Genomic DNA, 13,152 nt, shown 5'->3' with positions numbered 1-13,152 from the left:
GAGTTGAACATTTCAATTGATCGTCACATTCATTGAAAATGTTGTGACTGAATCGATTGGGCTACTCAAAATGCGGGTGCAAAAGTACGCTTTTTTTTCGTTAAATGTTCTTTTACTGCAGAATTAATTCGTTTTAGCAGTAAGTTTAATTCTTTCCTTTTTTTTAATGTTAAATTAACAGTTGGTTCTTACTGGAATCGTTTCTTTGTCCTGTCAATGAAATTTTAGTGATTATCTAATTTAGATTAAAAATAAGTAAGAGGCTTGGTGTTTAAAATTAAACTTGAGATTCCTTGTCTATTCTAATATTTGATTAATTACTCTTTTATCGTGATGTTAAAATGAGTTGAGAACTAAGTTCTTGGTTGATTTAGTGATTATGGATTTCGAAAGAAAAATATTACCTTCCATACCCATTTTTAAATTACTCATTTAATTTAGAGGATACGTTCTTTGTATTTACGTTGAAAATGAAAAATTGTCCCAATTACAAGTTTGAAATTTATTTTTTCGATGAATCGCTAAATAAAAGCGATGAACATTGAAAATTAATTTGCTTAATTTTTGTTAAAAAGTTAAAAAGCAACCATTTTTGTGATCCTTTTCTTCGCGAAAAGCTAAGATGATTTTGTGGCAACAATGCCACACAATTTACTAACCTAACAAATTGTTTTATGAAAAATGCTATGAGAAGTATTTTGACAATGGTAGCAATCATGATGTTGTCCATTGCAGCTATTGCTCAAACCACCGTAAAAGGTGTAGTCGTAGATGGTAGTACCAACGAGAGTTTGCCGGGTGCATCTATCGTTGTAGCTGGAACAACCTCCGGTACAGTTTCAGGTTTTGATGGTTCTTTTACTTTTGAGTTATCTCAGGGAGCCACCAAAGTTATTGTAAGTTTCGTTGGATTTCTTGACAAAGAAGTTGTCTTAAAGGGATCGCAAGATTTAGGCGTTATTAAATTAGAATCTGACGCTATTGGCTTGAATGAAATTAATGTTATGGCTTCTGTTGCTATTCAACGCCAGACTCCAGTTGCCGTTTCTACCATTTCTCAATCTTTAATAGCTGAGAAATTGGGTACTCAGGAATTCCCTGAAATGTTGAAATCAACACCAGGTGTTTATGCAACCAAAGCAGGTGGAGGATATGGTGATTCTCGTATTAATTTACGTGGATTTGATTCCAGTAACATTGGGGTAATGATTAATGGAGTTCCGGTTAATGGAATGGAGAATGGTAAAGTTTACTGGTCTAACTGGGCCGGTCTTTCTGACGTGACTCGTAGCCAGCAAGTGCAGCGTGGTTTAGGTGCGTCTAAAGTTGCGACACCTGCTGTGGGTGGGACCATTAATATCATAACTAAATCAACTGATGCTGAAAAAGGAGGTTCTTTTGCTTATGGTATCGGAAATAGTGGAATGGAGAAACAAATGTTGACTTTATCAACAGGCTTAATGGATAACGGTTGGGCTGTTACTTTTTCTGGATCTCATACAAAGGGTGATGGATGGGTTAAAAGTACAGATTATAACGGTTGGTCTTATTTTCTTTCAGTTGCAAAGCAAATTAATGATGATCACCGATTAACTTTTACTGTATTTGGTGCACCACAAAAGCATAATCAAAGATACACAAGAGGTACTATTGAGGATTATAAAAATCATCAAGACGGTACCAGACGTAATCTTGATTATGGATTTAAAAATGGAGAGCGTTATAATACTGCTTATAATTTTTATCATAAGCCTCAGGCTTCTTTGAATCACTATTGGCAAATTAACGAAAAATCAACATTGTCAACTTCTGTTTATGCTTCTATTTCAGAAGGTGGAGGACGAGGAACAGATGGTGCCGATAAATATTGGTTACGTTACGATAATAATGGGAAAGTAGGTTCTAGTACGAGAGTAACTGCTGATGGATATATTGACTATGATTCTGTAATTGCTGATAATGCATCTTCATTATCTGGTTCGAGAGCTATTATTACTAACTCTGTAAATTCTCATGAGTGGTACGGAGTATTGTCTAATTATACCAGAGACTTAAATGATAATTTAAAATTGTCGGGTGGTGTTGATGCTAGATATTATATCGGTCAGCACAGCTCTAAAATCGATGATTTATTAGGAGGTGATTATTTTGTTGATGTTGATAATAATGGGATTAGTAAAAATATCAATAGAGAAGGTAATAAGAAATTGAAAAAAGGAGATAAAATATACTACGATAATCCAGGTGAGATCATGTGGGGAGGATTATTTTCTCAATTGGAGTATCAAAAGGACGCTTTAAGCGCATTTGTTTCTGCTTCTGTTACTGAAAGTAGATATCGTCGTACAGATAATTTTCAATATCTTCCAGGCAATCAGAAAACTGCTTGGCAAAATTTCCTAGGTTATAGCGCTAAAGCTGGTGCTAACTACAATCTTAACGAACAGCATAATGTTTTTGTTAATGCAGGTTACTTCGAGAAAGCACCATTCTTCAATAGTGTGTTTTTGAATTATGCCAATGATATAAATCCTGATGCTGAAAATGAAAAAGTGTATTCTGCTGAAATCGGATACGGATTTCGTTCTAACAAGTTATCAGTAAATGTGAATGGTTACTATACCAAATGGATGGATAAATCTATTGCAACTACAACAACAATACGAAATGAAGATTGGCGTTTTAACGTACTTGGTTTAGATGCTCTTCATATGGGTGTTGAAATGGATATGAAATACCAAGTTACTGATGATCTTACATTAACAGGTATGGCTTCAGTTGGAGATTGGCAGTGGGTAAGCAATGGTACTGCAAATGGTGTAAACATGGATAATAAAGATGATAAGACTTTAGAGACCATGACCATTTATAGCGATGGATTAAAAGTTGGTGATGCAGCTCAAACTACTGCGGCTTTGGGTCTTGATTATCAAATTTTCGATGATTTAAAAGTGGGTATGAATTATAATTACTATGGTAATTTGTATGCCTATTTTAATGTTGCTGATAGGGATAATGCAAATGATTCTGCTCAAGCATGGGAAATGCCTGATTATGGTTTGTTTGATCTAAATGTGAAATACAACTTTATGCTTGGTAATTTAAATGCTACACTGTATGGAAATGTACAAAATGTATTCGATACTGAGTATTTTTCTGATGCGACTGATGGTGGTGATCATGACTGGAAAACATCTTATGGTTTCTATGGTTTTGGTCGTACAGCTTCTATGCGTTTAAAAATTAAGTTTTAATCAATAGTCTTTAAACTATTAAATTAATTAAAATGAAAAAAATATTATATATAGTATCACTATTTGCGTTGGTATTTGCAGGTTGTGATCCGATGGAAGATATTTACAAGGATGTTGATGCGTTGGGTATTGATAATAATGTTCGAAGCTTGGATTATGCATTAACTGATGACGATTATAGCGATATTGGTGGAGATCCAGAAAAATATGGAAGTTTTAGCATTTATGATGCGGCGGCTAACTATTTACCTGATTTTTTAGCTAAAAAGTATCCAACCTTAGATTTGACTTCTTCTGTTAGAGTTACCTATGCTTTCTATCAGGGAGGACTTAATTACATAGGTGATTACCTTGATTATTTAGAAAACGTAGCCGCTATTTCTTACGAACTAGAACCTTCGGATTACGCGTTGTTAGGGTATGGGGAACATGATAACTTCGATTATAAAACTCCAATTGCAACAGTTCTGGCTGATTTTTTATTAGGCAAGTATCCTGATGCTGTAGATGGCGATGAGAAAGCGATAATTTATGCGTATTATGATTATGGTGTCACATCTAATATTACTGAATTTTGGGTATTTGATGGTTCTGTTTGGGCTGAGTCAAATAAAGTTGCACCAGCAATTCCAGATGATGTTCAATTGTATGAATTAACTTCAGCTGATTATGGATCTATGGGAGCTCCAGGAAATTACAATAACTTTTCAGAATCTGACGCTCCTGAAAGCTATTTGTCAACTTTCTTAGCTGTTAAGTTCCCTTATTCTGTTGATGGTGATAAGTATATTGTGGTGTATAAATATTATGCAGATCGTGTTACTGAAACTAAAGCAAAAGAATACACTTTAACTGATGGTGTTTGGCTAGAGTACTCTTCAACTGTTGCTAAAACAGATCAGTATCTTAAAACTGCAAATGGTTGGTTGTTTGATCCTACAATATTGTATACTATGGTAGCGGATGATTATCAAATGATTGTTGACTATGTAGGTGCTAATGTAGGTGCTGACTATCTTGATACTTATGGTACGGCTGAAGCATATTTTGGAGCTAATTCATACTATGTTGAGTTTAATATTGCTGCTGGAAATTACGATGCAAGTTTTGCTACTTGGCAGGATGCTGTTAAAGCAGGTGTTAATGCTTACCTTCCTTTAAAGTTTCCAAATGCGGTTGCACAGGTTGATGGAGTAGATGTGAATTATGTTGTAACTTTTGCTGGATATGCATCGGGAATGGTTGATTACACAATTACCTTTAAGTGCACCAAATCTGGACCAAGTCCTGAATTTGAGTATGTTGAAGGACCGACTCAAAAGTAAATATTGAATTTAAATATTAAATTTAAAGCCCGAATCCAATGGATTCGGGCTTTTTTTGTTTTAACAAGTTTGACTTGCAGGAATATGAGGGATGCTTATTTACTTGCGTAGTGCTTTACTTCTGTGGGGAATTGATGGCTGAGGCAGTATTTATGCTGATTAGAGATGATTATGAGGTATAAACGAAGATTATGACTTAGTTATAAGAAGAAGTTGTTCAAATCTTTCCGGGTTTTGATTTTGTCGGACTTTTCTCACTGTAAAGTAAGCTTGTTAAGGTGTGCTTTGTTGATTTGAAAGGGAGATAATATAATATTGAAAAAAATGGCTGAATTCCATTTGGAATCAGCCATTTTTATTTGTTTACATGAAGTTTTAGCGCTTCATTAGTTTTTTTGTTATTCTACTTCCGTCTGCTGAGATAAAGGTTACAAAATACATCCCTTTTGGTAATTTACTAATGGATATTCTTGTATCAGGCGATTTTATTTCCATGATATTTCGCCCGGTTAAGTTCGAGATGTACATCGATTCTACATCCTTCATATTTTTCAGTTGAATTTCATTCACAGCCGGGTTAGGATAGAAATATGGAATTCCATCAGTATATAAGTCTTCAATTCCTGTTGGGATTTCTGTTGTGAAATTCCACTTGGCGTCTGAATCAATTCCAGCAAAAGCTGAACCGTTTGCACTTACAAATGCATTGTTATCAATAGTAATGTAATATTCGGTGCCCGATTCCAAATCATTTGGAATATCAATGATAATTTGTGTTCCATTATAGGTTATCAAAGCATTAGAAGCAAACATTTCCTCTACTACTGTACCACTAGTTTTAATGTATATTTTACCATTTCCAGCTTGAACATTTTTGTCAAAAGTAATTTCCAAATCAGTATCCATCGATACATTTTCACTATTATCTTCTGGAGAAACGTCAACTATTAAAGGAGGTGTATATCCAGAAGTGAAATACCATTCATCTTTACTGCTAATTCCGTCAAAAGTATTAAAGGAAGCATCTGTGAGTACTCCACTTGCAATGCTCACGTAATATTTAATCCCTTCTTCAAACTGTTTTTCTGGATTAATTAGAATTGTATTGTTTGTAATAGTAACTCTAGGGTTGTCTATAACGTTTAGACTTTCAAATTCACTTTCATCGAAGTATCTCTTAATAAGAATATTTCCTGTTCCTTCAGAAATCTCTTCATTAAATGTTAAAATAAGATTGGCTGTAAGAGAAATAGCTTCAGTTCCATTTTCTGGAGAATAATTAGTAACGGAAGGACTATTGCTATCGGTGTCAACCCATATAGTGTTTACCCACTCGGGATAATCAATAAATGGATTTCTGTTTCCTTGAATTGCATAAACCTTTTCGTTTCTTGCTTTTTCGGTATCATCAACCGGATCTTGTGTATTCCATTCAATTAAAGTGGAGAGTTTTCCAAAATAAGGAGCCGAATAATTAACCGTACTATAACTCATATCGTCGGTCATCTCTAAATCGGGATCACCGTTTTCGCCTTCGTAACAAACGGCCATGTACAATATCATTCTTGCAATATCTCCTTTCACCGAATCTCGGGGTTCCCAGGAATCATCATCATAGAAACATTCGGTAGCTTCGGAATTAGCGACTCCTCCATTATCAAAGAATAAATTGTAGCGGTCAGAATTCACACTCGCATCGCAAGGACGAAGATGATGTATATCTGTTCCTGCTCCAGGATCTGTTCCAAAATCACCATGTGATTTGGCCCAGATGTGTTCTCTGTTCCATAAATCACCTCCTGAACCATCGTCTTGATTGGCTTTTGCTTCACTTCTTCCCGTATAGATTAGGAGTACGTTGTCTGGATTATTTGGATCTTCATCTGTTTCTTTAAGCGCATCCCAAACATCATATTCACCCGAAGTATAGGGCAGTTCTATGTGCTCATGAATGATGAAATGCAATGCAGTCTTCAATTCACCACCCGTTTTTCCGGTCGTGTTTTGGTAGTATTCTTCAATGGAAGTTTGAGCCATTGCCGATAGTGCAAAAGCAACAAAAACAGAGAGGAAAAATAAAATTTTTACGTGTAGAGTTTTTATCATATAATATGCCTTAACATGTTATTAATTGGGTTGAGTAGCATAAAAATGGTCGAGTGGTTTCTTTAGTACGAGTAAATCAGTAAAAGGTGACCTTTATATTGATTTATTTCGTGTGCAAATTATGAAATATAATGCAGAAGACCTTGATAATCTATCTTGTTTTGATGAAAATAACAAAAAAATCCCACCGGAGTGGGATTAGAAGTTGTGTGATAAGTCTTATGGAGACCATAATTTCTAGTGTATTATGCTTTTTTATTTAGTAAGAGCCTATCGTAAAAATAAAGAGCTACAACTGAAAAAAGGCCAATCGCTAAAATAATATACCATATTTTCGATGGGTTATATGAAGTCCACAGATAATTTGTCAATTCCATTGGATTCATGTTCATTGATTCTGCAGCTTTATTGAAATATTCGTTTTGCGAAAGGTTTTCGGAAATTTCGAGGCCTCTTTTAGCGACTTCTTGTTTCACGAATAAGGTTTTGTCTGACATATTCTGATAAACGTTACCTGAAATAAAACCAGCAAATACATTTCCAAGGAATACGGGAATGAATGAATAGCCCATGTAAAGAGCTTTTTTATCAGCAGGAGCAATTCTTCCAATGTATTCGGTGATTTTTGGCGATCCGGCCATTTCTCCAATTGCAAAAATGTAGATAGCAGCAAAGGTAAAAAGTACATTTTGTGTAAAAAGAGTAAGCGACATTCCTATTGCACAAACCAGAAATCCTGTCATCATGGTACGTAGAGGTTTCCATTTCATGACAAGGGTAGAAACAATGATTTGGAAGATAATAATGAATAGTGCATCGAAATTAGTAATAAACTCCGCCTCCATTTGTCCGTTATGGGTACTGTAATTTTCACTAAAGAATGGCAGGTAGTGGTTAAAAAAGTCATAAACAATCGATGTGTCAACCCACTGCGCAATAAATACTGGAAGAGTAAAAAATAATTGATTGTACATGGTCCAGAAACCAGCAATAATCAGTAAAAAAATCATGAATTTAAAATCGACAACTACCAAACCGATATTTTTAAAAACATTAGAGATTGAAGTCCCTAAAGAGTCATTGTTAGGTTTACGATCGGGTTCTTTATAGAATAATAGTAGTATAAAGTTGATTGATACAATACCTGCGGATATGTAAAAAACCAAGTCGTATGAAGAATTTTTGAATAGTAGCGTAACCATTGGCCCAAAGAAAGCTCCAATATTTACCATCATATAAAAAATACCAAATCCAATAGATGCAGTATCGTCTGTTGTTGTTTTGGCGATTGTTGCAGATATAACTGGCTTAAATAAGGCGGCTCCTACCGCAAGGTATAGATACATGATAAATACTCCTGTAAATGTATCGAACATTGGAAGGAGGATGAAAGCCGAGGCGTATATGATAAATGCAATGAATAGAACTTTTTTGTATCCATATCTATCTGCAATCGATCCGGTAATCACAGGAAGAAAATAGAGAATTCCTGTTCCAATTCCCATCAGCATACCCTTTTGTGCTTGGGTAAATTCAAGTCCTCCTGCATCAGAAGATCCGGTAAGGTAATTTGCAAAAAGCATGAAAAAGCCATACCATGCCCATCGCTCGAATAATTCGATGGTGTTTGCAACCCAAAAGGTTTTTGGGAATTTTTTAAAGACACTTGTTAAGCTCATGATATTGGTTTTGGGTTGTAGTTAGGTTGTTTAAAATTTTATGATGATTCCGTTTCCATCGAAAATGACAGATTGGTTTTTTCTTTTGTGAAAATAAAGACCTGCAAAATAGCCAATTCCTCCTCCTAAAACAACATCAGAAAACCAATGTCGGTTTTTATACATTCGGGCAAAGCTCACGGATGCTGGAATAACGTATATCCATTTGCTGTATTCTTCGGCGAAGGGAGTAAATACTGCCCATGATACAAAAGCATGACCTGAAGGGAATGATTTTGTATCGTTGTTTTTACCACCAAAGGCATCAAAATGCATATTTCCTCTATTCATGTCGGGCCGTGAACGACCAGCTATGATTTTTGTGCCTTCAGTTAAGATTGCGGCAGTGATTAGAGCTTTACCTGAGTTGAGTGCAGTCGTTGACAGTCTTTCATCCTTAATGGCTGTGCCGATCACCCAGGCTGCGAAGGTGGCGGGGGCAATGTATTTTTTCTCACCAAATTCATTAAATATATTGGTGTAGGAATCCAAAAAGGAATTTTGATTTAATTTTAAGCGCTTGTTCGACCATTCGTCGAGTAGAAAAGAAGTTCCTAATAATCCACCAAACACCAGAAGATTTTCTTTAGTAAAAACTTTTTTTCCTAAGCCGGGGTTTAGTCTTTCCTTTTGAAATGTGGCAGTTGTGTCGATTTTAACCTGAGAATATCCAGAAATAGGGATAATCAGAAATGCGATTAGATAAAGAAATAAAGATATTGAGTAGTGTTTCACGGCTTATAATTTTTCAATTGCAACAAAAATAGAAGAAAATTTTGGATAGGAGGGGCTTTACAATAAAAAAAGACTTCCGCAATGGATGGCTTTTAGCTCCCTCTCTTGGGCTTGAACCAATCCTTATTCGTCGGGACTGATTAACAGTCAATATTTATTGTATTTAGAAGATCACAAAAGGTTTATTCGCCTTTTAGAGGATCCAATAATTGTTCCAGATATTTTCGACTTTTCATTTTCTTTATTTTCCGTTCCACTTTTAAAGTAAGCGTTTTTTTGTCGCTAACTTTAAATGCTCTTTTGAGAATCCAGGGTCTGTGTTTTGAAGTGTAGCTAGATCGTATTGGATTATTGTGCATGAAAATTCGTTTAGAAACATCTTCAGTATATCCTATATAGTATTTGTCTGATGATGGAGAGTATAAAATATATATGAAAAACATATATCTAAATTAGGGAAATATTGGAACTGGAAGTTTTTTTGCAGAAAAGAAAAATTCAGTGCACAAAAAAAGCCATCCGCAATGGATGGCTTTCAGCTCCCTCTCTTGGACTCGAGCCATCCCGACTCGTCGGGACTGATTAACAGTCAGTATTTATTGTATTTAGAAGATCATAAGTATCTAAATTAGGGGAGTGATTCGTGAACCGTTTTGAACCTGTAAGTCAATATTGTATGAAAGAAAAATTCAGTGCACAAAAAAAGCCATCCGCAATGAATGGCTTTTAGCTCCCTCTCTTGGACTCGAACCAAGGACCCTCTGATTAACAGTCAGATGCTCTAACCAGCTGAGCTAAGAAGGAATGCTGTCCTAAATTATTTTGAAAGCAAATAGGCTGCTTTTGTTGCTCCCTCTCTTGGACTCGAACCAAGGACCCTCTGATTAACAGTCAGATGCTCTAACCAGCTGAGCTAAGAAGGAATGCTGTCCTAAATTATTTTGAAAGCAATTAGGCTGCTTTTTGTTGCTCCCTCTCTTGGACTCGAACCAAGGACCCTCTGATTAACAGTCAGATGCTCTAACCAACTGAGCTAAGAAGGAATGTTACTCTTAATTTTCTTCTGTGTGGTACGATTGACGTACATTCTGGATGAAAATTGCGATGCAAAACTAATAGGATTTGTTCAATAATACAACATCTTACAAGAATTTTTTTCAAAAAAGCATTTTTTTAATGAGAAGTGGAAGCGGGACAATCCATGATTGGCTTCTATCTAATTGTATTCCAAGCTTCGAGTTTTGAATCGTAAAGGTGAAGTGTGTTAGAAGAAATGATAAAATTTAATCCGTGATTTTATTATTACACGAACAAGGAGTGTCAAAAAACAGTTTAGGAAGTCTTTTCAAGAGAAATTTTATTGTAATTTTGGCTTAAAATTTAGAAAAATCTCAAACAACTAACACATATAAACAACAAACACTCATGTACGGAAAATTTAAAGATTATTTGGCAGAGGAAATTCAGTCCATAAAAGATGCCGGCTTGTATAAAAACGAACGAATTATAACAACTCCTCAAGGTGCAGAAATTAAAGTTAATACTGGGGAAACAGTTCTGAATTTTTGTGCGAATAACTATTTAGGCTTGTCTTCAAATCCTCGTGTTATGGAGGGCGCTTCGAAAGCGTTAAAATCACATGGGTATGGTATGTCATCTGTTCGTTTTATTTGTGGAACAACGGATATTCATAAAGAGTTAGAAGAAAAGATTGCAAGCTTTTTTGGAACCGAAGACACCATATTGTACGCTGCTGCTTTTGATGCAAATGGTGGCGTTTTTGAGCCATTATTCGACAAGGGTGATGCAATTATTTCTGATGAATTGAATCATGCATCAATTATTGATGGTGTTCGTTTGTGTAAAGCGGCCAGATATCGTTACAAGCATGCTGATATGGCTGATTTGGAAGAGCAATTAAAAATATCGCAGGCACAACGTTTTCGTATTATCGTAACAGATGGTGTGTTTTCTATGGATGGTGATATTGCCAGATTGAATGAAATTTGTGATTTGGCTGATAAGTACAATGCTTTGGTAATGGTTGATGACAGTCATGCTTCTGGTTTTATTGGTAATACTGGTCGTGGAACTCACGAATACCATAACTGTATGGATCGTGTTGATATTATTACAAGTACATTGGGAAAAGCATTAGGTGGTGCTTTGGGTGGATTTACAACCGGTAAAGCTGAAGTAATCGAAATGTTGCGTCAAAGATCACGTCCTTATTTGTTTTCAAACTCACTTTCTCCGGTAATTGTTGGAGCTTCTTTGGCTGTGTTCGAAATGCTGACTGAATCGACTGAATTGCGTGATAAGGTAATTTCAAATTCAAAATATTTCAAAGAAAGATTATTGGCTGCAGGATTTGATGTGAAGCCTTCGGATTCGGCGATTAATGCTTTGATGTTGTATGATGCAGTTTTATCGCAACAATTTGCAGCTAAATTGCTTGAAGAAGGTATTTATGTAATTGGATTTTATTATCCTGTAGTAGCAAAAGGACAAGCACGAATCAGAATTCAACTTTCTGCAGCACATACAAAAGAGCATTTGGATAAAGCTCTTGCAGCTTTCATCAAGGTTGGAAAAGAATTAAAAGTAATTGAATAAATTTATTCAAGCTATATATGAAATGGGAGCCGGTTCGGTTTCCATTTTTTTGTATTTTAGTAATTGATAAATTCAAAAAGAGAATTGATGAAGTTTAAATCTGTTATATTTTTGCTGATCGCAATGTATTTCTGTTCTGTAGGGAATGCTCAATATCATAAGGATAAAAATTTATTAGTTGGGGCTTCTGTGGGATATCAGTATCCTATGGGTGATTTGGGCGATCAGGCAAAAGCAGGACCTTCTATTCGGTTGACTGGGCAAAAAATGCTGAATAAGAAATTAAGTGTTGGAGCAGAACTGTCGTATAGTTTATTAGGGCAGAATAAGTTTTGGGATGGTGATAATCGTGGCAGTTACGATGTGGATTACAATATTGGTTCTGCACTGTTGCGAGCTTCTTACTATTTTGATGCTTGGGACAGGGATTTTCATCCATATGTTTCATTGGCTTTTGGGTACTTTTATTACCGAAACAAGGTTAACTTTATAGCAACCTCAGGAGGAGTCGACGATTTTAAATATACGATGTCTGAAAATAAAGTCGGATTAGCTCCTAATATTGGTTTTTTGTACGATCTTTCCGAGGATTGGAGTTTTGATATGAATTTACGATATATCTATATTCCAAATCTTTCAGATTCAACTACAGCATATTCTGGTTTTGATAAGATTTCTCTGCCAGAATTATCAATAGGATTATTTTTTCGCTTTTAAAACAATCCGTGAATTTGAGCCTCTACTTTATCAACAATACCATTTAAGTCTTCAGGATTATCAAGGAAATTGAGATTGTCGGCATCAATAATCAGCAATTTACCACGATTGTAATTTTGAATCCAACTTTCGTATCGGGTATTCAAATTTTTCAAATAATCCAAACGAATGGTTTCTTCGTAATTGCGACCTCTTTTCTGAATATTATTCACTAATGTAGGAACGGATGAACGCAAATAAATTAACAAATCAGGAGCTTGAACCATCGATCCCATTAATTCGAACAGGTTGTTATAGTTTTTAAAATCGCGTTGCGACATCAGTTTCATATCAAATAAGTTCGGGGCAAAAATCATGGCATCTTCATAAATCGTACGATCCTGAATTACATTTTTTCCGGCTTTACGGATTTCCATAATTTGGTTGAATCTACTTTTTAGAAAATATATTTGAAGATTGAACGACCATCGTTTCATATCATCGTAAAAATCATTTAAATATGGGTTTTCGTCAACATCTTCATAATGAGCTTCCCAGTCATATTGTTTTGCAAGTAGTTCGGTAAGAGTGGTTTTACCAGAGCCAATGTTTCCAGCGATTGCGATATGCATAATTTGAAAGAATTATCAGTTTTGAATTATAAATTCGAATTTGTAATTATCAGTTAGGTAGCTTTAACTC

The 13,152-nt window shown here is 35.3% G+C and carries 9 protein-coding genes and 3 tRNA genes; 4 read left to right on the top strand and 8 right to left on the bottom strand.

Annotated features, from left to right (window positions below):
- Positions 1 to 674: 674 nt before the first annotated feature.
- Positions 675 to 3,254 (top strand): TonB-dependent receptor, encoded by a 2,580-nt coding sequence (locus tag ALGA_RS07600; protein ID WP_096428755.1) that lies wholly within the window; start codon positions 675 to 677, stop codon positions 3,252 to 3,254.
- A 32-nt stretch (positions 3,255 to 3,286) separates the two neighbouring features.
- On the top strand, positions 3,287 to 4,579 hold the full coding sequence (locus ALGA_RS07595; RefSeq protein ID WP_096428754.1) for a hypothetical protein: 1,293 nt from the start codon (positions 3,287 to 3,289) through the stop codon (positions 4,577 to 4,579).
- A 375-nt stretch (positions 4,580 to 4,954) separates the two neighbouring features.
- On the opposite strand, the gene ALGA_RS07590 is transcribed toward ALGA_RS07595, so the two are convergent.
- The 7 genes from ALGA_RS07590 to ALGA_RS07560 all read right to left on the bottom strand — a co-directional run bounded on the left by ALGA_RS07590 (position 4,955) and on the right by ALGA_RS07560 (position 10,181).
- Positions 4,955 to 6,685, bottom strand: a complete 1,731-nt coding sequence (locus ALGA_RS07590) for an endonuclease (protein ID WP_096428753.1) — start codon at positions 6,683 to 6,685, stop codon at positions 4,955 to 4,957.
- Positions 6,686 to 6,930: 245 nt separating this feature from the next.
- Positions 6,931 to 8,364: an MFS transporter gene (locus ALGA_RS07585; protein WP_096428752.1), complete on the bottom strand. Its 1,434-nt coding sequence runs from the start codon at positions 8,362 to 8,364 to the stop codon at positions 6,931 to 6,933.
- 30 nt (positions 8,365 to 8,394) lie between these two features.
- Positions 8,395 to 9,138: a phosphatase PAP2 family protein gene (locus ALGA_RS07580; RefSeq protein WP_096428751.1), complete on the bottom strand. Its 744-nt coding sequence runs from the start codon at positions 9,136 to 9,138 to the stop codon at positions 8,395 to 8,397.
- Positions 9,139 to 9,320: 182 nt separating this feature from the next.
- Positions 9,321 to 9,581: a GIY-YIG nuclease family protein gene (locus ALGA_RS07575; protein ID WP_096428750.1), complete on the bottom strand. Its 261-nt coding sequence runs from the start codon at positions 9,579 to 9,581 to the stop codon at positions 9,321 to 9,323.
- A gap of 287 nt (positions 9,582 to 9,868) precedes the next feature.
- Positions 9,869 to 9,942, bottom strand: a tRNA-Asn gene (locus tag ALGA_RS07570).
- 45 nt (positions 9,943 to 9,987) lie between these two features.
- Positions 9,988 to 10,061 (bottom strand) — tRNA-Asn (locus tag ALGA_RS07565).
- 46 nt (positions 10,062 to 10,107) lie between these two features.
- Positions 10,108 to 10,181, bottom strand: a tRNA-Asn gene (locus tag ALGA_RS07560).
- Between the two features lie 382 nt (positions 10,182 to 10,563).
- Here ALGA_RS07560 and kbl point away from each other — a divergent pair.
- Entirely contained in the window at positions 10,564 to 11,754 is a 1,191-nt protein-coding gene (gene kbl, locus ALGA_RS07555; RefSeq protein ID WP_096428749.1) for a glycine C-acetyltransferase, read from the top strand.
- Positions 11,755 to 11,841: 87 nt separating this feature from the next.
- Positions 11,842 to 12,471 (top strand): OmpW family outer membrane protein, encoded by a 630-nt coding sequence (locus tag ALGA_RS07550; RefSeq protein WP_096428748.1) that lies wholly within the window; start codon positions 11,842 to 11,844, stop codon positions 12,469 to 12,471.
- Here the strand turns inward: ALGA_RS07550 and ALGA_RS07545 are convergent.
- Entirely contained in the window at positions 12,468 to 13,082 is a 615-nt protein-coding gene (locus ALGA_RS07545; protein WP_096428747.1) for a deoxynucleoside kinase, read from the bottom strand. The genes ALGA_RS07550 and ALGA_RS07545 overlap by 4 nt on opposite strands.
- Positions 13,083 to 13,152 lie beyond the last annotated feature (70 nt).

The sequence above is a fragment of the Labilibaculum antarcticum genome (assembly GCF_002356295.1).
In the GTDB taxonomy this organism is placed as follows: domain Bacteria; phylum Bacteroidota; class Bacteroidia; order Bacteroidales; family Marinifilaceae; genus Labilibaculum; species Labilibaculum antarcticum.
The sequence above is the reverse complement of the archived record's forward strand: the minus strand, read 5'-3'. Positions and strand labels throughout refer to the sequence as shown.